Consider the following 20,551-nt stretch of genomic DNA (forward strand, 5'->3'; position numbering starts at 1 on the left):
GCTACGGTATTGAGCTTGCAGCAGCCAATCCACTTTCGATTCCTCAATGGGACCTGTAGAACTGGCCCGGACAACGGGTCTGTAATGGTGCTTTGATGGTTCACGTATTTCGCTGGTTGATACGGATTGCAACAGGGGTGATCCTGCTGGCGCTGGCGGCCATCGGGCTGGTCTATTTCCTGGCCAGCCAATCCCTTCCCGATTACGATCAAAGCCTTGAGGTCTCAGGCCTTTCCGCCCCGGTCGAGATCGTGCGCGACACTGCAAATGTGCCGCATGTTCTGGGCCAAACCGACCCGGATGTGTTCTTTGGGTTGGGCTATGCCCATGCGCAGGATCGCCTGTGGCAGATGACGGTGTTGCGCCGGACGGCACAAGGTCGTTTGTCCGAAGTCTTTGGCGCACGGACGGTCGGCATTGACAAGCTGTTGCGCCGCTTCGATCTCTATGGCCTGGCCCATCGTTCGGTCGAGGTGCAGGACGACTATACCAAAGCAGCCCTCCGGGCCTATGCCGCAGGTGTGAATGCGCGTCTGGATGAGATCAATGAGATGGCGCTAGGGCGTGGTGCGCCCGAGATGTTCCTGTTCAACGCGCCCGTCTCACCCTGGCAACCCGGTGACAGTCTGGCCATCATCAAGCTGATGGGGCTCCAGCTTTCAGGTCATCTACAAGATGAGGTGCTGCGCGCACGCGCCTCATTGATGCTGAACGACCCGGCGCGGCTTGCTGACATCTTGCCCGATGTACCGGGTCAGGGCATTGCCGCGCTGCCCGAATATGCCGCGCTGTTCCCAACCCTGCCCCGCTTTGCCGAAAGCCAGCCGACCCCGCGCCATCCTTTGTCTCCTGTTCCGGAACAGGGCCTGGCTGGCGCGTCAAATGCCTGGTCAGCAGCACCTGCGCGATCAGCCAGCGGTGGCACGCTGTTGGCCAATGACCCGCATCTGGGTTTCACCGCGCCCGGCATCTGGTATCTGGCGCGGCTCGAGCTGGAAAAAGGTGGTGTGATCGGCGCGTCCATCCCCGGAGTGCCAGCGATCATGACGGGCCGCAGCGACCGGCTGGGATGGGGGCTGACCTCATCCTATCTGGATGACCAGGACCTCCATATCGAAAAGCTGAACCCTGAAAATCCCGAAGAATATCTGACACCCGAAGGCTATAAGCGGTTCCAGACCCGCCCCTCGATCATTGACATCAAGGATGAGGCCCCAATCACCTTGACCCTGCGATGGACGGAAAACGGCCCGGTGCTGCCGGGTACGGATTACGATCTGGAAACCATCACGCCACCGGGTCATGTGGCGTCGCTGTCCTGGACGGCGCTCAGCGCGCGCGATACCTCAATGACCGCATCGATGGCCCTGATGAATGCCGATACGGTGCGCGAGGCCATCGAGATTGCCGAAGGGTTCATCGCGCCCTCGCAAAACCTGTCGCTGGTCGACAGGAACATGATCGGCATGAAGCTGATCGGCGCCATGCCCAAGCGCGATCTGAACAATCAAAGCCGCGGACGCATTCCCACGCCGGGCTGGCTGACCCGCAATCGCTGGGACGGGCGGCTGCCTTATGCAGACAACCCCGAATTCGTGGCCCCAATTGGAGGCATTCTGGGCAACACCAACAACAAGATCATCGACCGGCTCTTCCCCAACCATGTCTCTTATGAATGGGGTGACACGCAACGCGTCTATCGCTGGGAACGCCTGATGCAATCGCGCGAGGTGCACACGCGCGACAGCTTTATCGAGGCGCAGCTGGACACCGTCAGCTTTACCGCGCGCTCGCTGCTGCCTCTGATCGGTGCGGATCTGTGGTTCACCGGCGAATCCGCCCCCGAAGGCACGATTGAACGTCAACGACAAACAGCCCTGAACCTTCTGGCGGACTGGAACGGCGAGATGAACGAGCATCTGCCAGAACCGCTGATCTATGCCGCCTGGGTCCGGGCCTTGCAGAACCGCCTGATCGCGGATGAGCTGGGTCCGCTGGCGGCCGAGTTCAAACATGTTGAACCGTTGTTCATCGAACGCGTTTATCGCGACATCGACGGCGCGTCCGTCTGGTGCGACGTCCTTCAAAGCGCCCCGTTTGAGACGTGCACCGACATGGCCCGTCTGGCGCTGGATGATGCGTTGATCTGGATCACCGAACGCTATGGTGGCGCGCTTGAGGCCCTGCGCTGGGGCGATGCGCATCAGGCCACCCATGATCACCCGGTTCTGGGTGAGGTTCCAGTTCTGCGCTATTTCGTCAATATCCGCCAATCGACCAGTGGCGGTGATAACACCCTGCTGCGCGGCCGTACCTCGGGCGAAGGGCCGGATCCGTTCCAGAACGTGCATGGCGCTGGCTATCGCGGGGTCTATGATTTTGCTGATCCTGACAGTTCGGTCTTTATCACAGCAACCGGGCAATCGGGCCACTTCTTGTCGCGCTATTATGACGATCAGGCGCAGCTGTGGCGCCGGGGTGAATATATTCCCATGTCGCTGGACATTGATCTGGCCCGTGCGGCGGCTGTTGGTGTCACCCATCTGACCCCTCGCCGCTGACCACGCCCGGTTTTTCGCCGATCCGCCTGGCTTTGACTGCGCGCGGTGGACGGGTGCGGGGTGGCAAGCTAGCATCCAAACGGTAAGGAACGGCAAATGGGGGAATAGCCATGGGCAGCGTGACAGACCAGCTGAACAATCTGGCGCGGGATTATGCCATCGCATGGAGCTCGGGCGACCCGGACGCGGTTGCGGCTTTCTTTGCCGAAGACGGTCAAATAATCATCAACCGGGGCGACGTGCTGAAAGGCCGCGCGGCCATCGTCGAAATGGCCAGTGGTTTCTATGCCGAGTTCCCCGATCTGGAAGTCCGGTGCGACATGATGCGATGGGCCGGTAACCACGCCATCTTTGTCTGGACGTTGGAAGGCCATCACGCCCAGACCGGCAATCACGTGGTCACGCGCGGCTGGGAAGAATGGGACCTGACCGAGGATGGCAAGGTGCAATCCTCATTGGGCTGGTTCGACGCCGAAGACCACCAGCGGCAGATTGACGGTGGTTGAGCCTAGCCAGATGTAATCTTGAAGTCGCGCGGGATGCCTTCGGTCACCTTAAACCAAAGAGAGGCCTGCGCACGCCTCTGATGCGCTTCGAAAGCGGCCAGGTTTTCAAACACTTCGCTGACATTGAACTGGCCGGGATTGTCTGCGTCTTCGACCACTTCAAACGAGAGGCAGCCGGGCTCTGCCCGTGTCAATTCAATATGTTCAGGCAAAGCCGCTCTTACGGCCTCAACCCGTTCAGCGGGCACCAAAATATGCCCAGTTAGATAGACTTTGCCCTCTGACATCGCACCCTCCCTAGAGTTTCGCAAATTGCGCGGCTTGTTTGTCCGTCCAAAGGACGTTCAGAGCAAAGCCGTCCTCGGTCTGCTCTTCGGCGCGGACCACGTCTTGGCGGAAAAGCCAGGCGCGCTTGTCGCCTTCCGAGAATGCAAGGGTCAGTGTCGCCTCATGCCGCACGCCTTGCAGCTTGATTGCGATCTCGGCCAGCAGCGGGTCAAGCCCCTCGCCGGTCACCGCAGAAATCGCAAAGATCGCCGGGTCGCGGTCGGCGCGGGCCAGTGTCGCGTCGCGTTCTTCGGCCTCAAGCAGATCAATCTTGTTCCAAACCTCCAGCCGAGGACGGTCTTCGTCGACGCCCAGCGAGGTCAGAATGGTTTCGACATCCTGCGCCTGCGCTTCGGTTTCTTCGTGGCTGATATCGCGCACATGCACGACCAGATCGGCCCCCAAAACCTCTTCGAGCGTGGCGCGGAAGGCAGCGACCAGTTCGGTCGGCAGGTTTGAGATGAAGCCCACCGTGTCTGACAGGATAACCTCGGGGCCATCGGGCAGCACAACGCGCCGCATGGTCGGGTCAAGCGTGGCGAATAACATGTCCTTGGCCATCACCTCTGCCCCGGTCAACCGGTTGAACAGCGTGGATTTTCCAGCGTTTGTATAGCCCACAAGCGCGACAATCGGATAGGGTACCTTGGCGCGCGCTGCGCGGTGCAGCGTGCGGGTCTTGACCACCTTTTGTAATTGTCGCCGCAAACGCACCAATTGTTCGTCAATCGCACGGCGGTCAGCCTCGATCTGGGTTTCACCGGGACCGCCCACAAATCCCAAGCCCCCACGCTGACGTTCAAGGTGGGTCCAGGCCCGCACGAGCCGCGTGCGCTGATAGCTGAGCGCTGCCATCTCGACCTGCAATACCCCTTCGCGGGTGCGTGCGCGGTCACTGAAGATTTCAAGGATCAGACCGGTGCGGTCCAGGATCTTGACCTTCCAGGCTTTTTCAAGGTTACGCTGCTGAACCGGGGTGACCGGGCCGTCGATCAGGACCAGTTCGATATCGTTGTCGTGAAACCGCTCACCCAGCTCTTCGATCTTGCCGCTGCCAAACAGCAGGCCCGCCTGAGCACGCGGAAGGCGCACGATCTCGGAACCGACCACGTCCAGATCGGGCAAAGCGGCTGCCAGCGCAACCGCCTCTTCCAGCGCCGGTTCGGGGACACGGCGCTGTTCATCTGATTTGATTTCGGGATGCAGCACCCAGGCCCGGGTGCGCGTCCTGTCATGATCCATCAAGAGGCGTCTTCGCCCTCATACAGGCTGATCGGCTGTGACGGCATGATGGTCGATATCGCGTGTTTATACACCAGCTGCGACTGTCCGTCGCGCCGAAGCAGCACGCAGAAATTGTCGAACCAGGTGATCACACCTTGCAATTTCACACCGTTGATCAGGAAAATCGTGACCGGAACCTTAGCTTTCCGTACATTGTTCAGGAAGGCATCCTGAAGATTCTGTCTGTCCGAAGCCATATTTTTATTATCTCGCCATTGTTCTTGCTACGCGCTGCGGGCCAACGCGCTCCCTTCGGCAGAGTATGGAGCGGTGCGCGCAGATATTCCAGATGAAAAATCAGGCGTTAGCCCATTGGCCAGATGTCTTGTCAATCACGCCACAACGCCGGTGTGATCAATGCAATGATTGCCAGCGTCTCGAGCCGACCGATGACCATCGCGGCGCAGAGCGTCAATTTGGCCCAAGGGGACAGGTCAATCAGCCGGATCGGGACATCTGTGGCCAGCTCGATCAACGGCCCCGTTGTGCTGAGCGCTGCTACGCTGAGAACCATCGCCTGCTCGAACCCAACCCCAGCAGCGGCCAGCAAAAGGTCAAACACCGCCAGCGAAAGTGCAAACATCATAAGGAAGATCCAGGCGATAAAGGCACCATCGCTCTGGATACGGCGATTGCCGCCGCCTTCGCCGCTGATCGAAGACGGAAAGATCAGCCGATCAATCTCGCGCTTGCCATTCAGATAGAGCGCATAGACCCGCAGCAGCTTGACCCCACCGGCCGTGGTCGCCACGCCACCGCCAATCAGAGCAAGCCCCAGCAGGATCAGGCCGGGTGTACCAAGACCTGACAATTGTTGGGCATCATTCCAGTTGGCGCTTTCGAACCCGGCAGTAGTGAGGAAAGCCAGAACAGTAAACAACATGCCCCAGATCACCTGAACCGCCTGACCGAAAGTCATCTGCAATCCCAGTTCGGCGACCCCGGCAGCCACACGGAAAAACAGCAGACAAGCCACCGCCAAGACAATCGCCAGACCGATGCGAAACTCGGGATCTTTGTCCAGCCGGCCATACCCGGTGGTTGCGGTGTCGGCTGAAAAGGTCAGCCGCGACAAAGCAAACAGAAGGAACAGGAACAGGATCATCTCTCCGGTTATGCCCGCTGTCGACCCTTCCAAACCGCCGACCGGCGATATACCCGAGGTCGCCATGACCGACATCGCATGGCACACAGCGGTCAGGCCTTGTTCGCCGGCGATCAAAAGCAGAATGCAGATCACCGCCGTCAGCCCTGCATAAACCGGCGCAAGGGTACGCGTGACCCGCAACAAACGACCACGCGGATCAACCTTTTCGCTCTGCGCCACACCCGAGACCGGGCGACCAGGCTGCCCCCGCGCCGTCACCTCAAAGCCCCCTAAAGACAGCGGCGCTAGAATCGCCGCCGCTGCGATCCACATCAGCAGACCACCCATCCACCCCACAAGGGCCCGCCACAGATGCAAAGGTGCCGTCAGCCGTTCGGGATCGGGAAACAGATCGGCGCCGGTGGTTGTGACCGCGCTGATCATATCGAAATAGGCGTTCAGATAGCTGGTATTGCCCAAAGCTTCGAATAAAGGCAGCGCCAGAAACAGGGGCAGAACCGTGAATGAGGCCAGCAAAACTGCCAATTGCCCCAATGTCCCGTGTTTTGGCACTCGGTTCAGAACCGCCAGGGCGATCAGCGACACGGCAAAGAGCCCAATCAGACTGGAATAGAAAAACGCACGCGAGGTTTCGTGATCGTCCAGCACAAGCGCATAGATCGCAGGGATCCACATCGACAGCGACGCCGCCCCCCAGATCAAAAGCAGCAGCGGCAGGCGCCGCAATACTCCGATCTGTTGTGCGCGCGCCCTTGCCATCAGAAAAAGTCGATCGAGACCTGCATAAGCCGCTCAACCTCGGGCACATCTTTGGCCATGGCAAAAATGGCCACCACGTCCTTCTCCTCGATCCGCAGACTGCCGGTTGGGCGCAATACCTCGTCACCCTTGCGCACAGCGCCCACCAAAACACCTTCGGGGAAATCGATATCGCGCAATTTCTGACCGGCCATAGGCGAGGTCGACATGACCTCGGCCTCGATGACTTCGGCCTCGGCATCGCCAATGGAATAGACCTGCCGTACACGGCCGTGGCGGATATGGCGCAGGATCGAACTGACGGTGGTGGCGCGCGGATTGATGTAGGCATCAATTCCCAGCGGCCCCATCAAGGCCACCATGCTGGGGTCATTGATCAGAGCAATGGCCAGAGCACTGCCCGCTTCTTTCGCGCGCACGGCGGCCAGCATGTTGGTGCGGTCGTCGTCGGTAACGGCCAGCATCGCGTCTGCGCGCTCGATGCCTGCCTCGCTCAGCAATGCGGCATCCAACCCGTCGCCATGCAGCACGATGGTCCGCTCCAGCGCTTCAGCCGCCGCTTCTGCACATTGACGATCTCGTTCGATGATCTTGGCCCGCACCCGGCTTTCGCGCTCTTCCAGCGTGCGCGCGACCTCCAGCCCCACGTTACCGCCGCCGACGATAACCACGCGGTCCTGTTGTTTCTGCGTCTTCCCGAACACCTCCATCGTGCGGTCGACATCCTTGACGCTGGTAAACACATAGCATTCATCACCCACAAACAGCTGATCTTCGGATTCCGGGGCAAACAAGGACCCCTCGCGCCGCACCCCGACCACAATCGAACTGAGGGTCGAGAACAGGTCGGTCAGTTGTCGCAGGGGTGTGTTGACGATGGGGCAGTCTTCATCGACGCGAATACCAAGCAATTGCGCCTTACCGTCCATGAAAAGCTCGGTGTCAAAGGCCGCAGGTGCAGACAGGCGGCGCATAGCCGCTGCGGCCACTTCGCGTTCGGGGCTGATAACAACATCAATCGGCAGGTGATCGCGTCGGAACAGGTCTGAATGGATCGCCTGCAAATAGGATTTCGAGCGCAGGCGCGCAATCTTCCGCTGGATCGAAAAGATCGAATGCGCCATCTGGCAGGTGACCATGTTGACCTCATCCGAATGGGTCGCGGCAATGATCATATCGGCGTCGCGCGCGCCTGCCCGTTCCAGCACATCAGGATAGCTGGCAAAGCCAGCAATCCCCTGCACATCCAGCGTTTCGGTGGCTCGGCGCACAAGGTCGGGATTGTTGTCGACAACTGTCACATCATTAAGTTCACCCGACAAATGCCGTGCAATCTGCCAGCCTACCTGTCCGGCGCCGCAAATGATGACCTTCATGTATCTGGCCCTTCTGCCTGAAAGCTTTGAATGACAGATGCCCCCAAAGCGGTCAATTGAATTGTCATATCCCGCAGGCTGAGGCAAGATAAGCATATGAAAACACAGCTGGCCTTGTTGATCCCAATCCTTACGCTCATGTCCTGCGGACCCATGTCGCTCTATTATCGCGAAGGTGAAAGCGTATCGCGGCTTCAGGCCGAAACGACCGCGTGTCAGGTTGCGGCCCTCAAGGACGCGCCAGTAGCCAACCAGATCCGGCAGACTCCACCGACCTATTGGCCGGGCCGGACCTATTGCGACGGCAATGGTCGCTGTCATCGCACCGCAGGCTGGTGGGAGCCCGGACGCATCTATACCGTCGATGTCAACAAAGGCCTGCGCAACACGGTCGAGGCGCAGTGCATGGCCGAAAAAGGCTTTCGTCCGGTCAGTTTGCCACCCTGCAAGTCCGGGGTAAAATCAAGCGTGCCTCCAGGCCGAACAACAACCCTGCCACCGCTCAGCCCGCAATCGTGTTTTGTCAAATTCGATGACGGGTCGTTTCAGATCATCACACCGGGTCAGTCGGGCTGATTGCGCGGCGACGCGCCATAAACCCATGCGCGGCAATGGCCAGACCATAAGACAGGATGATCGCCAGCACCATCGCGGGCTCTCCGCCCACCCCCAGAACCGCCAGCAGGATCGGAGTACCCAGCAGGTTGCCCGCATTACCCATCTGCGCCAGGGCCCCATAGCTGGCCGCCTGATCTGCAGCGCCTGAGTTCAATTCAGGCACGGCAGCAAAACTGCCCCCCTGCACCAGGCCCAGCACAGCGAACAAAGCGACGCAGATTATCGCCAGTGGCGCGCCCATGAGTGATGCGACCAGAACAGAGATGGCCAGCGAGAACCCCAACATTGTCACCGCCACGCATGAGATTACCGAGGACAAGGCCGGAACCAGCGCGAAGGAAAAGGCGATGCCAGCCATAGGCATCAGCCCCGCAACAATTGCACCCTGCCCCTCGGGCAGACGCGAGGGCAAGATGGCCAGTAATGACACGAAGGTCAGCGTGTAAAAGAACCATCCCACCGCCGGGGCCGATATGAAGGGCGAGCGATAGATGTTCAGATGAACCCGGGCAATTGCGGTCACGCCAAAGCCGGAACCCTCATGAGCCCCAAGATCAACCTTAATCCGGCACGCAAGGATCAATACAGCCGTCAAGAGCATCAAAACCGCATGGGTCAGGAAATAAGCGGGCAGTCCGAATTTTGAGACAAAGGGCAAGCCAATCCATGCATTCAACGCAAAGGCCACACCGAAAAACGCGCTCCACAAGACCATTGCGACATTGCGCGCCCGTCCGGTGGTGATCTGAGCGATCAAGGTTGGCGCGGCGACCACGATGGCGAGATGCGAAACGCCCTCGACCACACGGCTGGCCATCATCGCAGCAAAGCCCGGCAGGCTGGCCTGAAACGCAGAAATCGCACCACCCAGAACCAGACCAAAGATCAGCAGACGCGTTGGCCCGACCCGGCCCGCGATGGCGCCGGACAAGGCCCCCAGTACCGCGCCGATCAAGCTGATGATCGACAAGAGCCACCCGGTGTGATCGGGGTACAGCAACGCTACGTCGGCAAAAGGGACGGCGATCTTGGCGAATTGCGTGGCCGCGCCCAATCCTGCCATCCAGAGCAAAAGAACTTTGAAAATCTGTACCATGGCCCGGTTCTAGCCGGGTCTGGCACGGGCTGAAACGCATAAATTATGCGTGGCCGGGGCTTACCAACCGAACCGGCGTTCCATCTGACAGATACAAACGTTCCCACAGGATCTGACCGGCACTGATGCGGATGCAGTCATGCACGGCCTCGGAGGTCTGGAACGCTTTGGGCTTGGGCATCTGAAGGTCCCACCAGCCTTCCTCTTCCAGCTCGGCTTCGGCCTTTTGGATCTCTTCTGTGGCAAATTGCCAAAGTGGTACGCCCAGCAAGGCGCTTTGACTGGTCTTCCAATCGCGCGCGCGCCCTGTCGAATACGCCAGACACCTGTGGCTGGTCTCTTCAACCAGATGCAGACATTGCGACGAATGCATCACGAGACGCTTCAACGCGGTATCCTCCATCTGCGTGCCGCCGCAGGCGCGAAAGACGGCGCGTTGCGCTGCGGCCGAAGGGGTCAGAGAGCCACTTTCCCAACGCGACACCGTTGTTTGGTTGACCCCCATCGCCTGCGCCAATGCCGATTGCTTCAACCCGATCGACCGCCGCACCCGCTTCAGGCGTTTGCCAAAGCCAGGATAGCCTGGCAGATCACTCTGCCGGTTCAGGTTCATCGATCTGGGCCACTCGTGCGCCGGATTTGTTCGAGGTCACAACACCCAGCGATTTCAGTTTGCGGTGTAGCGCGCTGCGCTCCATGCCGACAAAGCTGGCAGTGCGGCTGATATTGCCCCCAAAGCGGTTGATTTGGGTCAGCAAATACTCGCGCTCGAACGCTTCGCGGGCTTCGCGCAGCGGCAAGGTCGCCAGAGCGCCCGACAGAACGACGCGACCGGATTCGTCGGATTTTTCTTCTTCGTTGGGCAGCTCGCGCGCTTCGATCGGATCTGTACCATCGCCCAGGATCAGCACCCGCTCGATCAGGTTCTTGAGCTGCCGCACATTGCCGGGCCAAGTCATTGTCTGCAACAAGGCGACGGCCTCATCCGACAATTCCCGCACCGGCAGGCCCTGAGTCTCGTTGCACATTTCGATGAAATGCTGCGCCAGAACCGGGATATCCTCGCGCCGTTCTTCCAGCGAAGGAACGGCAATCGGCACCACGTTCAGACGGTGATACAGTTCCTCGCGGAACCGCTCGGCTGCGATTTCGGCCTCAAGATCGCGATTGGTCGATGAAATCACCCGCAGATCGACGCGCACCTTGTCGCTGCCGCCGACCCGCTGGAACTGCTGATCCACCAGCACCCGCAGGATCTTGGACTGCGTGCCCAAAGGCATATCGGCCACCTCATCGAAATAGATGACCCCGCCATGCGCCTCTTCCAACAGGCCCGATTCCACACCACGCTCGGCCGACTCGCGCCCGAACAGAACCTCCTCGACCCGCTCAGGCTCGATCCCGGCGCAGTTGACGGTCACAAATGGTGCGTTAGCGCGGTTGGAATGGGCGTGGATGTAACGCGCGGCAATCTCTTTGCCGGACCCGGCTGGCCCGCTCAGCATCACACGACCGTTCGATTTGGTCACCTTGTCCAGATGTCCCAGCATACCGCGGAAGGCCGCTGACTTGCCGATCATGTCCGAACTGCTGACCTCTTTGCGCTTGAGCGAGGCATTCTCGCGACGCAGGCGCGAGGTTTCCATGGCGCGGCGGATCACCACCATCAACTGATCGATGTTGAAGGGCTTTTCGATAAAGTCATAAGCCCCCTGTTTGATCGCAGCGACCGCGATCTCGATATTGCCGTGGCCCGAGATGATGACCACCGGCACATCCGGATTGTCCCGTTTCACCGCCTTCAGAATGTCGATCCCGTCCATCCGGCTGTCCTTCAGCCAGATATCAAGGATCAACAGCCCCGGAGGCTCGGCATTGATTGCCGCCATGCAGTCATCGGAATTCCCTGCGAGCCGCGTCGAAAAGCCTTCGTCCTCAAGAATATCGGACACCAGCTCGCGGATGTCGCGTTCGTCGTCTACGATCAGAATATCGCTCATCTTTGGCCTGCTTTCATTATGTTGGTTTTAATCGCCTGTTTTGATGGCGCAGAGATTGGGGCATCGTTGACCCCCGGCAGTCGGATCACAGCCATTGCGCCAAAATGGTCCTGTCCGTCAAAGACGGGCGCATCTTCCAAGCTCAGCGCTCCGCCATGTTCTTCGATGATCTTCTTGACGATCGGTAACCCAAGGCCCGTGCCTTCGTCCCGTGTCGTCACATAGGGTTCAAACAGCCGCGCCCGATCTTCGGGCAGGCCGATGCCGTTATCGGCAATGGTGATCTGGGTGCCCGCGTCGTCACTGGACACGATCACCTTGATCTGCGGCGCCAGATTTTCGGGCGCACCTTTTTGTTTCAGGGTTTCAATGGCTTCACCCGCGTTCTTGATCAGGTTCGTCAGCGCCTGGCTCAGCATGGTGGCATCAATATCGCCCATGATCGGCTGATCCGGCAGATCGGCTGTGATCTCCACTTCGGGCTGACCGGCTTGCTGCAGCAACACGGCCTCACGCACCAGATCCACCACATCCGCCTCATGGCGATCCGGCTCGGGCATCCGGGCGAATTTCGAGAACTCATCGACAATGCGCCGCAAATCATTGGTCTGCCGCACGATCACATCGGTCATCGACACCATCGTATCGCAGTCATCCTCTTCCAGTTTGGGAGAGAATTTGCGTTTGATCCGCTCCGCGCTCAGCTGAATGGGCGTCAGAGGGTTCTTGATCTCGTGCGCAATGCGGCGGGCAACATCGCCCCAGGCCGCCATACGCTGGGCGCTGACCAGATCGGTGACATCGTCAAAGGCCACCACATAGCCCTCCAAGCCACCATCCTCGCCACGCCGGGTCGCCATGCGCACCAGCAGGTTTTCCAACCTTCCTTTACGGGTGACCTTGATCTCTTCCTGCACGGCCTCCTGCCCGCTTTCCTTGAGACTTTCGAACAGAGGCATGAATTCGGGCACAGCGATACCAATCGCCAGATGTTCTTCGCCCCGCGACCAGTCCAGCAAGCGTTGGGCAGAGCGGTTCACGAAGGTGACATACCCGTCCGAATCTACCCCCACAACGCCTGATGTGACCGAACTGAGAACGGAATCGAACAATCTGCGGCGGCGTTCGATCTGACGGGTGTTTTCCAGCAGTGTGTCACGCTGTCCTTTGAGCTGGCGGGTCATCTGGTTGAAGTACCGCCCCAGCATCGCGATCTCGTCGTCGCTTTTCTCTTCGATCACCTGCACGCTCAAATCCCCTGCCCCGACGCGCTGCGCCGCGGTGGTCAACCGCCCGACCGGGCGCGACAGGCGTTCGGCAAACCACATGCCCAAAGACATGGCCGCCAGAATCAAAATGACCGCAAATCCCAGATAGAGCAGGCCGAATTGAAACAGAACCCGCCCACGGTCGCTTTCAAGCTGGCTGTAGAACTGGGCCGTTTCCTTGGTTTCATCCAACAGCGTGAGCAACTCGCCATCGACTTCGCGACTGACATAGAGATAACGATCCGTATAGGCCCTGAGCGGCACGAGGGCCCGAAACTCGCTATTGGCCCAATCGGCGATGATCCCGACGCGCGCGTCCTGCGCTTCGATCATCTGTTCGGGGGTCGGCTGTTCATAGTCGAATAGGTAGGATCTGTCGCCGCGTGCGCGGATCTCCCCGCTGCCGTCGATCACATAAGCCTCGCGCAGGCCACGTTGGATCTGGCCTTGCCCTTGCGCCAATACCTCGCGCAGTTCGGCATCCGAGATATAGAAATCCAGCGACCGAGCGTTGTCGAGAAACCGCGCCAGGACCACCGCATCCTGAGTCAGGCCCTGCCGGTGTTCTTGTTCATAGGCTTCGGCGGCGCTGAGCGAGGATCCAACCACCCCGCGCACCCGATCCGAAAACCAGCCTTCAAGCCCGATATTCACCGTTAGCCCGGCAAATATCGCCACGGTCACCGTAGGGACCAGCGCCAGCAGCGTAAACGCGCCGATCAAGCGCAAATGCAGACGCGAGCCGGCGGATTTCGCACGGCGTGCCGCAATCAGACTGCCAAGCTGGCCCAGCACCAGAGCGGCCACAACCAGCACGTAAACCAGATCGGCAAGAAGAATCAGACGCAGGGTCGGCGCCGCAGCACCCAGATCAAAGGGACCAATAACCAGATAGGTTGCAAACGCCAAAACCGGGCCCAGCATAACCAGGCCCAAGGTGCTGAAATTGCGCAGTTTCCGGGACTTTCGCCACCGGTTAATCGCTGGAATAGGCCCGATCTGTGCCCGCGTTGCCACCGTCTGCCCTCATCCTGATGTGCCGCTTGCGCGGCTTACCGCCATATCTCGTGGTCTTTCCCAGCTTTGAACCTGGACGCCACAGTTTGTGTGGCGATATTACATCAGTTTGCGACGGCGTGTCACCTGAATATCGAGGTCAGTTATCTTTTTCCGCAGCGTATTCCTGTTGATTCCCAATAAATCGGCACATTTCGCCTGATTTCCGCCGGTTGCGTCCAAGGCAATCTCGATCAAAGGCGCCTCGACCTCGCGCAGAATGCGCTGATACAGACCCGGAGGTGGCAAGATATTGCCGTGCAGGTCGAAATATCGGCGCAAATGGCGCGCGACCGAGGTCGACAGTTTTTCGCGCTCGCCATCCCCCAAAACCGGTTCGGCCTCGGGCTGGCTGCCCAGAACCAGTTCGACCTCGGCCTTGGAAATCTCTTTCGCCCGGCTGGTCAGGCTCAGCCTGCGGATCGCATTTTCCAACTGCCGCACATTGCCGGGCCAGGAATAGCGGCGCACCAGCTCTACCGCTTCGGGGCTGAGCCAGCGTTTGATCCCTGTCTCGCGCTCCTCGCGGGTCAGGAAATGTTCGGCGAGCAAAGTGATGTCATCGACGCGTTCGCGCAGGGCCGGCACGTGAATGGTTGCGCCGCACAGACGGTAATACAGATCCTGCCGCAGCCGCCCGGTCTCCATCGCTTCGGTCAGATCGCCCTGGCTGGTGGCCATGAACCGTGGCACATGATCGCCCGGCGTATCCATCATCCGTACGATGCGCGCCTGAATCTCGTCTTCGATATCGGTGATCTCGTCGATCAGCAGAGTGCCCCCACGCACCCGCGCCATCACCCGCGCCGGACCCTCCAGATCGCTCAGGTCCGCCGCCGTGGCCGTTACGAACGGCAGGGTTCTGCGATCCGAGAAATCGTGAATAGCACGTGCAATCAGAGACTTACCTGACCCACTTTCACCAGAAATCATCACCGGCAAATCGGTGTTCATCACCCGCGCGACAAGCCGATAAAGTGCCTGCATCAGCGGTGTGCGTCCAACCAGAGGCAACTCATCAGGACGGTCTTCTGCTGCCTCCTGTGCGTCGGGAATGTTGCGTTGCTTCTGCTCAAGCGCGCGCGCGGTACGCTTCATCAGGTCCGGCAGATCAAAGGGTTTCGGCAAATAGTCATAGGCATCCGCTTCAGCGGCCTGAATCGCCGTCATGATCGTGTTCTGCGCCGAGATGACAATCACCGGCAAACCGGGCCGGTCCTGCGCAATCTTGGGCAGCATCTCAAGCCCGTTGCCATCGGGCATGACCACATCCGAGATCACGACGTCCCCCTTGCCCTCTGCCACCCAGCGCATCAGCGTTGTCAGCGACGAGGTCGCGTGCACCTTGCACCCGGCGCGGGTCAGAGCCTGTGTCAGAACCGTACGAATGGTTCGGTCGTCGTCGGCAACCAGAATAGTGCCATCCATCAGCTGCTCTCCTTTTTGCTTTCTTTGGGCGCCCGCCGCAGGGACAGGCGAAATACGGTGCGTCCGGGGACCGAATCAGCCGATATCCAGCCGTCATGGTCCGAGACGATCTTGCTGACCAGCGCCAGACCAAGCCCGGTGCCGTTTTCCTTGCCCGACACGAACGGGTCAAAAATATCGCTGCGAATTTTCTCGGGCAGGCCAGGGCCATCATCGATAATCTCGATCTGCAAGGGCAGCGAATGGCCCGACCCGTCACTTCGGCGCAGGCGGAACGAGTGTTCGAAATAGGTGCGCAGGCGAATGGTTCCGCCCTTGGGGTCAGCAGCTTCCGAGGCGTTCTTGAGAAGGTTCAGAACCACTTGCAGGAACTGATCCGGGTCACCATAGGCCAGAGGCAAGGAGGGATCATAATCCTCGATAATGGTCATGTGGGCACCAAAACCCAGCAAAGCCGACCGACGCGCACGGTCCAGCACGTCGTGAATATTGACTGGCTTGAAATCAGGCACGGACAGGTTCCCGAACTGCTCGACCTGCTCCAACAGCTTAACGATCCTGCGGGTTTCAGCCACGATAAGATCAGTAAGTTCAAGATCTTCCGCCGGTATATTCATGCTCAGCAGTTGCGCCGCGCCGGTGATCCCGGCCAGCGGGTTCTTGATTTCATGCGCCAGCATCTCGGCCATGCCAATGGCCGATTGCGCGGCCGATTTCACCGTATTGCCTCGCGTCATGCGCCCGGCCAGCTCGCGTGGCGAGATGGTCATGATCATCGAGCCTTCATGCCCGACCAGCGGCGCGATCTGAAGCGCGCATTGCAGAGGTGCCCGGTTGCCGGACCCGACATCAACATCATTGACAAAGAGCGGCGTGCTTTGTGCACGGGCGCGCAGGAACGCCTCTTCCAAGGGCGCGTCAACGGCGATCATGTCCCAGACCGGCGTGCCGATCACCGCCTTGCGCGACGCGTTCAGAAACCCTTCGCCCGAAGAATTCACGTCAGCAATCCGGTCCTCTGGATCGATGATAAAGGCCGGAACAGGAAGCGAGGCCCATACGCTTTTGTCCGAGTTCATGCCGCCACCTGCTCTACCGGATTTAAAGCATCTGCAAGCAGGCGCATGACTTCTTCGGGATCTCGCGACGTCAGAACCGCACGACGCAGCTGCGGTGGTGTTCCGGCCTCATCCATGTACCATCCCAGATGTTTGCGGGCGACGCGCAGGCCCAGATCCCGGCCATAGAAGCTCAACATCGCCTGATAATGCGCACGCACCATGTCAATCAGATCGTCACCTTCGGGAACCTCGGGTGCGGTCTGTCCAAAAAGATCGTGGCACACCTGCGCCAACAGCCAGGGCTTGCCCTGCGCATCGCGCCCGATCATCACGCCATCTGCACCGGATTGGTCTAACGCGCTGCGCGCGGCGGCGCTGTCCACGATATCACCGTTGGCAATGACAGGGATCGAAACTGCCTCAGACACCGCCCGGATGGCCCGCCAGTCGGCATGGCCCTTGTAAAACTGACAGCGCGTGCGCCCGTGAATGGTGACCATCTGAACCCCAGCATCCTGCGCCCGGCGCGCGACCACAGGCGCGTTCAGCAACGCGTCATCCCAACCCAGCCGGGTTTTCAACGTCACAGGCACGTCCACGGCGGCAACCACAGCCTCAATCAGCGTCAGCGCGTGATCTGGGGTCTTCAACAAGGCTGAACCTGAATAGCCATTGGTCACCTTCTTGGCGGGGCAGCCCATATTGATATCGATTACCCGCGCGCCGCGATCGGCCACTTGTCGCGCAGCTTCGGCCATCCAATGCGCCTCGCGCCCGGCCAGTTGCACAGCGGTGTTTTCCACATCCGCCGACAGTTCGGCCCGCTCCCGGACACCGGGCTTGGCCTGCACCATCTCTTGACTGGCGACCATTTCGCTCACCACCAACCCGGCGCCAAAGCGCATCACCAGGTCGCGGAACGGGCGATCGGTGATTCCGGCCATGGGGGCCAGCAAAACAGGTGGTGACACGTCTTTGTCAGCGAGGCGAAGTGTCAATGTGCTTAATCCTTAGGCAATTACCGCTTTGATACCGGGTCTTGAGGGGGTGAACAATGAATCGCAAGGCAATAAGCCTGCAAAATCATCACCTGCCTAATTTTTAATCACTCGATCAGAGGTGATTGCCACTGCATTCACCGCCCCCTAAACAAACCCCAAGACAGGAGCCAATTTGACCATGACCACAGCCGCCATCATCGTCGCCGCAGGACGCGGAATACGCGCCGGTGGCGGTGTTCCAAAGCAGTGGCGCAGCCTGGCCGGGCGACGCGTCGCGGACTGGACGCTGGACCGGTTACGCGGGGCGGTTGATCACGTTGTTTTGGTCCTGTCAGAAGACGACCGGGCACCCTGGGACGAGTTCCGCAAAAGCGACCTGATCCTGGCGCCTGGGGGCGCGGATCGCGCGGGCTCGGTCCGCAATGGGTTGCAGGCTTTGACAGGTCTGGGTGTGGAAAAGGTGCTGATCCACGATGTAGCGCGCCCATGCGTGTCTGCGCGCATCATAAAGGACGTGATCGAGGCCCTGAACACCCACCAAGCCACAGCGCCGGGCCTAGCAGTAACTGACGCGTTGTGGGTGGGATCAGAGGACACCGTCAAAGGGGTGCAGGATCGCAGCAGCCTGTTTGCCGCGCAGACCCCGCAAGGGTTTCACTATGACGCCATTGTCGCCGCCCATGCGGCACGTTCCGGCGGGGCCGCAGATGATGTCGAAGTCGCCCGCGCCGCAGGGCTGGATGTGCATATCGTGCCGGGCGATGCGGATAATCTGAAAATCACCCGACCCGAGGATTTTGCCCGGGCGGAACGGATATTGGGAATGGAAATGGATGTAAGGCTGGGCAACGGATATGACGTGCACCGCTTTGGCGACGGAGATCACGTGATCCTGTGTGGTGTCAAAATACCCCACAGTCGCGGATTGCAGGGGCATTCGGATGCGGATGTCGGGATGCACGCGGTCACCGATGCGATCTATGGCGCATTGGCGCAGGGCGATATCGGCCAGCATTTTCCGCCCTCTGACCCGCAATGGAAAGGCGCGGCCAGCGAGATCTTTCTGCGCCACGCCGTCGCGCTGGCCAGTGACATGGGCTATGCCATCTCGAACGTCGATTGCACCTTGGTGTGTGAGTTTCCCAAAATCGGTCCCCATGCCCGGACCATGCGGGAAGAAATGTCCAAATTCATGGGCTTGCGGGCAGATCAGGTCTCGGTCAAGGCCACCACGTCCGAGCGTTTGGGCTTTACCGGTCGCAGCGAAGGCATCGCCGCCTTGGCCACGGCCTGTCTGGTGAAATCATGACCCTTGCGCGCCTGATTGGCACGGTGGGCGGTGTCGGCTATCTGCGCCCTGCCCCGGGCACCTGGGGCTCGGTTGCGGCGCTGCCTTTGGCCTGGCTGTTGCATGTAATCGGCGGCTTCCCCTTGCTTGTGCTCGCCACATTTGCGGTCTTTGCCGGTGGGCTTTGGGCCACAGGTGTGATGACGGCTGGGCAAGACGATCACGACCCATCCGAGATTGTCGTCGACGAGGTTGCAGGACAGTTCATCGCAATCTGGGCAATCTCCTACCCCAGCTGGGCGCACGGGATCGAGATCACGGCGCTCTGGCCCGGTTGGCTGGCCGGATTTCTGCTGTTCCGCCTGTTCGACATCACCAAACCCGGCCCCGTTGGCTGGGCCGACCGCAGGGGCGACCCGATGGGCGTGATGCTGGATGATGTCATCGCCGGCTTCTTTGCCGCGATTGGCGTCATGGCTCTGGCCGGCATCGCACATGGGGTATTGGGCCTGTGAACGTATCCGAGCTTCTTGATCTGGCTAAGGCGCGGGGCGTCATGATCGCAACCGCCGAAAGCTGCACCGGCGGCATGGTGGCGGCGGCGCTGACGGATATTCCCGGAAGCTCAGCGGTCGTGGATCGTGGCTTTGTGACCTACACCAACGATGCAAAGGAACAGATGTTGGGTGTACGGGCGCAGACTTTGGCCACTTACGGCGCTGTTTCAGAGCAGGTTGCGCATGAAATGGCTGAAGGCGCCCTGCAGCACTCAAACGCGCAGTTGGCGGTGTCGATCACCGGAATCGCGGGCCCCGGCGGCTCTGACTACAAGCCCGAGGGCCGCGTTTGCTTTGGTCTGGCCTTCAAAGGCCATGTCACACAGACGGAAACGGTGGAGTTTGGTGCGCTCGGACGCGACAAAGTACGCCAATCCGCGCGCGATCACGCGTTGACGCTGCTGCGCGACGCGCTTTTGCCAACCGACGATACCTGAGCTTGCGCGAACAATCAGGCTCGACTCTGGCCCGAAGGTCAGGCTATCAGCCCGCAACATTCCCTTAGCCCAGAGGTTTGCGCCATGATCCCCAGTTCTTTCCCCGATAGCACCGAAATCGCCCGCCTGACTGCGCGGATGCTGCTGGAGATCAAGGCCGTTCATTTCAATGCGCGCGAGCCGTTCACGCTGTCTTCTGGTCTGCCCAGCCCGACCTATATCGACTGCCGCAAGCTGATCTCATACCCCCGCATCCGTTCGACCCTGATGGATTTCCTGACGGTCACCGTGATGCGGGATGCGGGGTTTGAGGCGTTTGACAACATCGCCGGGGGCGAGACGGCGGGCATCCCCTTTGCCGCCATGGTGGCCGAGCGTATGGCGCTGCCGATGACCTATGTGCGCAAGAAACCCAAAGGCTATGGCCGTAACGCCCGTATCGAAGGCACGATGGGCGAAGGCGATCGGGTGCTGCTGGTCGAGGACCTGACCACCGATGGTGGATCAAAGCTGTCTTTTGTCGATGCGATCCGCGAAACAGGGGCCACCTGCGGGCACACGGCGGTGATTTTCTATTATGGTATTTTCCCCGAGACCGAAAAAACTCTGGGCGATCACGGAATAACCCTGCATTCGCTGTGCACCTGGTGGGATGTTCTGGCCGAGGCCAATGCGCAAAAGGCCTTTGACGCAGAGACCCTTAGCGGGGTCGAGGCATTTCTGAACGACCCACGTGGCTGGCAAGAGGCTAATAAATCCAGTTAAATCTGTTGTGGATGGATTGGGGATAAGCCCACAAGAATCGGAGCTTCGCCTACGA

19 protein-coding genes are annotated in these 20,551 nt (G+C 59.9%); 7 read left to right on the forward strand and 12 right to left on the reverse strand.

The window, feature by feature from the left end:
* Nucleotides 1–95 precede the first annotated feature (95 nt).
* Nucleotides 96–2,561, forward strand: coding sequence for a penicillin acylase family protein (locus GOW40_RS08930; protein ID WP_171136445.1), 2,466 nt, complete (start codon nt 96–98; stop codon nt 2,559–2,561).
* A 110-nt stretch (nt 2,562–2,671) separates the two neighbouring features.
* Nucleotides 2,672–3,067 carry an ester cyclase gene (locus GOW40_RS08935; protein WP_171129764.1) on the forward strand — a complete coding sequence of 132 codons (396 nt, stop codon included), beginning with the start codon at nt 2,672–2,674 and terminating at the stop codon, nt 3,065–3,067.
* Nucleotides 3,068–3,069: 2 nt separating this feature from the next.
* On the opposite strand, the gene GOW40_RS08940 is transcribed toward GOW40_RS08935, so the two are convergent.
* From GOW40_RS08940 to trkA, 5 genes are all read right to left on the reverse strand, one after another.
* Nucleotides 3,070–3,354, reverse strand: coding sequence for a putative quinol monooxygenase (locus GOW40_RS08940; protein WP_171129766.1), 285 nt, complete (start codon nt 3,352–3,354; stop codon nt 3,070–3,072).
* A 10-nt stretch (nt 3,355–3,364) separates the two neighbouring features.
* On the reverse strand, nt 3,365–4,636 hold the full coding sequence (gene hflX / locus GOW40_RS08945) for a GTPase HflX (RefSeq protein WP_171129768.1): 1,272 nt from the start codon (nt 4,634–4,636) through the stop codon (nt 3,365–3,367).
* The gene (hfq, locus tag GOW40_RS08950) at nt 4,636–4,875 is read right to left on the reverse strand and encodes an RNA chaperone Hfq (protein ID WP_010440340.1); all 240 of its coding nucleotides are present in this window, start codon (nt 4,873–4,875) and stop codon (nt 4,636–4,638) included. The genes hflX and hfq overlap by 1 nt, the downstream gene beginning before the upstream one ends.
* Before the next feature lie 131 nt (nt 4,876–5,006).
* Nucleotides 5,007–6,545 (reverse strand): potassium transporter TrkG, encoded by a 1,539-nt coding sequence (locus tag GOW40_RS08955; RefSeq protein WP_171129770.1) that lies wholly within the window; start codon nt 6,543–6,545, stop codon nt 5,007–5,009.
* On the reverse strand, nt 6,545–7,921 hold the full coding sequence (gene trkA / locus GOW40_RS08960) for a Trk system potassium transporter TrkA (protein WP_171099430.1): 1,377 nt from the start codon (nt 7,919–7,921) through the stop codon (nt 6,545–6,547). Before trkA ends, GOW40_RS08955 begins: the two co-directional genes overlap by 1 nt.
* 96 nt (nt 7,922–8,017) lie before the next feature.
* Between trkA and GOW40_RS08965 the strand changes: the two genes are divergently transcribed.
* On the forward strand, nt 8,018–8,497 hold the full coding sequence (locus tag GOW40_RS08965) for a hypothetical protein (protein WP_171129774.1): 480 nt from the start codon (nt 8,018–8,020) through the stop codon (nt 8,495–8,497).
* Here GOW40_RS08965 and GOW40_RS08970 read toward each other — a convergent pair.
* The 7 genes from GOW40_RS08970 to dusB all read right to left on the reverse strand — a co-directional run bounded on the left by GOW40_RS08970 (nt 8,475) and on the right by dusB (nt 17,446).
* Nucleotides 8,475–9,635 (reverse strand): MFS transporter, encoded by a 1,161-nt coding sequence (locus GOW40_RS08970; RefSeq protein ID WP_171129776.1) that lies wholly within the window; start codon nt 9,633–9,635, stop codon nt 8,475–8,477. The two genes, GOW40_RS08965 and GOW40_RS08970, sit on opposite strands and share 23 nt — an antisense overlap.
* Before the next feature lie 43 nt (nt 9,636–9,678).
* Nucleotides 9,679–10,248, reverse strand: a complete 570-nt coding sequence (locus GOW40_RS08975) for a helix-turn-helix transcriptional regulator (RefSeq protein ID WP_171129777.1) — start codon at nt 10,246–10,248, stop codon at nt 9,679–9,681.
* Nucleotides 10,226–11,635: a sigma-54 dependent transcriptional regulator gene (locus tag GOW40_RS08980; RefSeq protein WP_171129779.1), complete on the reverse strand. Its 1,410-nt coding sequence runs from the start codon at nt 11,633–11,635 to the stop codon at nt 10,226–10,228. The genes GOW40_RS08975 and GOW40_RS08980 overlap by 23 nt, the downstream gene beginning before the upstream one ends.
* Complete coding sequence (locus GOW40_RS08985) at nt 11,632–13,920, reverse strand: PAS domain-containing sensor histidine kinase (RefSeq protein ID WP_171230938.1); 2,289 nt, start codon at nt 13,918–13,920, stop codon at nt 11,632–11,634. Before GOW40_RS08985 ends, GOW40_RS08980 begins: the two co-directional genes overlap by 4 nt.
* A gap of 99 nt (nt 13,921–14,019) precedes the next feature.
* Nucleotides 14,020–15,387 carry a response regulator gene (locus GOW40_RS08990; RefSeq protein ID WP_171129783.1) on the reverse strand — a complete coding sequence of 456 codons (1,368 nt, stop codon included), beginning with the start codon at nt 15,385–15,387 and terminating at the stop codon, nt 14,020–14,022.
* Nucleotides 15,387–16,466: a nitrogen regulation protein NR(II) gene (locus GOW40_RS08995; RefSeq protein ID WP_171230939.1), complete on the reverse strand. Its 1,080-nt coding sequence runs from the start codon at nt 16,464–16,466 to the stop codon at nt 15,387–15,389. Before GOW40_RS08995 ends, GOW40_RS08990 begins: the two co-directional genes overlap by 1 nt.
* Nucleotides 16,463–17,446, reverse strand: a complete 984-nt coding sequence (dusB, locus tag GOW40_RS09000) for a tRNA dihydrouridine synthase DusB (RefSeq protein ID WP_171230940.1) — start codon at nt 17,444–17,446, stop codon at nt 16,463–16,465. The genes GOW40_RS08995 and dusB overlap by 4 nt, the downstream gene beginning before the upstream one ends.
* 181 nt (nt 17,447–17,627) lie before the next feature.
* On the opposite strand from dusB, the gene GOW40_RS09005 reads away from it, so the two are divergent.
* The 4 genes from GOW40_RS09005 to GOW40_RS09020 all read left to right on the forward strand — a co-directional run bounded on the left by GOW40_RS09005 (nt 17,628) and on the right by GOW40_RS09020 (nt 20,496).
* Complete coding sequence (locus GOW40_RS09005; RefSeq protein ID WP_171129787.1) at nt 17,628–18,758, forward strand: bifunctional 2-C-methyl-D-erythritol 4-phosphate cytidylyltransferase/2-C-methyl-D-erythritol 2,4-cyclodiphosphate synthase; 1,131 nt, start codon at nt 17,628–17,630, stop codon at nt 18,756–18,758.
* Nucleotides 18,755–19,252, forward strand: a complete 498-nt coding sequence (locus GOW40_RS09010) for a phosphatidylglycerophosphatase A (RefSeq protein WP_171129789.1) — start codon at nt 18,755–18,757, stop codon at nt 19,250–19,252. Before GOW40_RS09005 ends, GOW40_RS09010 begins: the two co-directional genes overlap by 4 nt.
* Nucleotides 19,249–19,731 carry a CinA family protein gene (locus tag GOW40_RS09015; RefSeq protein WP_171129791.1) on the forward strand — a complete coding sequence of 161 codons (483 nt, stop codon included), beginning with the start codon at nt 19,249–19,251 and terminating at the stop codon, nt 19,729–19,731. Before GOW40_RS09010 ends, GOW40_RS09015 begins: the two co-directional genes overlap by 4 nt.
* 84 nt (nt 19,732–19,815) lie before the next feature.
* Nucleotides 19,816–20,496, forward strand: a complete 681-nt coding sequence (locus tag GOW40_RS09020) for an orotate phosphoribosyltransferase (RefSeq protein WP_171129793.1) — start codon at nt 19,816–19,818, stop codon at nt 20,494–20,496.
* The last annotated feature ends 55 nt before the right edge of the window (nt 20,497–20,551 follow it).

Source organism: Ruegeria sp. HKCCA6707, assembly GCF_013033515.1.
Taxonomy (GTDB): domain Bacteria; phylum Pseudomonadota; class Alphaproteobacteria; order Rhodobacterales; family Rhodobacteraceae; genus Ruegeria.

Excerpts from the sequence above, each read along its gene's own strand:
- GOW40_RS09005 (WP_171129787.1), top strand. The coding sequence starts at position 17,628 with ATGACCACAGCCGCCATCATCGTCGCCGCAGGACGCGGAATACGCGCC.
- hflX (WP_171129768.1), bottom strand. The coding sequence starts at position 4,636 with ATGGATCATGACAGGACGCGCACCCGGGCCTGGGTGCTGCATCCCGAA.
- GOW40_RS08975 (WP_171129777.1), bottom strand. The coding sequence starts at position 10,248 with ATGAACCTGAACCGGCAGAGTGATCTGCCAGGCTATCCTGGCTTTGGC.
- GOW40_RS08940 (WP_171129766.1), bottom strand. The coding sequence starts at position 3,354 with ATGTCAGAGGGCAAAGTCTATCTAACTGGGCATATTTTGGTGCCCGCT.
- GOW40_RS08955 (WP_171129770.1), bottom strand. The coding sequence starts at position 6,545 with ATGGCAAGGGCGCGCGCACAACAGATCGGAGTATTGCGGCGCCTGCCG.
- GOW40_RS08990 (WP_171129783.1), bottom strand. The coding sequence starts at position 15,387 with ATGGATGGCACTATTCTGGTTGCCGACGACGACCGAACCATTCGTACG.
- GOW40_RS08980 (WP_171129779.1), bottom strand. The coding sequence starts at position 11,635 with ATGAGCGATATTCTGATCGTAGACGACGAACGCGACATCCGCGAGCTG.
- trkA (WP_171099430.1), bottom strand. The coding sequence starts at position 7,921 with ATGAAGGTCATCATTTGCGGCGCCGGACAGGTAGGCTGGCAGATTGCA.
- hfq (WP_010440340.1), bottom strand. The coding sequence starts at position 4,875 with ATGGCTTCGGACAGACAGAATCTTCAGGATGCCTTCCTGAACAATGTA.
- GOW40_RS08935 (WP_171129764.1), top strand. The coding sequence starts at position 2,672 with ATGGGCAGCGTGACAGACCAGCTGAACAATCTGGCGCGGGATTATGCC.
- GOW40_RS09020 (WP_171129793.1), top strand. The coding sequence starts at position 19,816 with ATGATCCCCAGTTCTTTCCCCGATAGCACCGAAATCGCCCGCCTGACT.
- GOW40_RS08995 (WP_171230939.1), bottom strand. The coding sequence starts at position 16,466 with ATGAACTCGGACAAAAGCGTATGGGCCTCGCTTCCTGTTCCGGCCTTT.
- GOW40_RS09010 (WP_171129789.1), top strand. The coding sequence starts at position 18,755 with ATGACCCTTGCGCGCCTGATTGGCACGGTGGGCGGTGTCGGCTATCTG.
- GOW40_RS08930 (WP_171136445.1), top strand. The coding sequence starts at position 96 with ATGGTTCACGTATTTCGCTGGTTGATACGGATTGCAACAGGGGTGATC.
- GOW40_RS08970 (WP_171129776.1), bottom strand. The coding sequence starts at position 9,635 with ATGGTACAGATTTTCAAAGTTCTTTTGCTCTGGATGGCAGGATTGGGC.
- GOW40_RS08965 (WP_171129774.1), top strand. The coding sequence starts at position 8,018 with ATGAAAACACAGCTGGCCTTGTTGATCCCAATCCTTACGCTCATGTCC.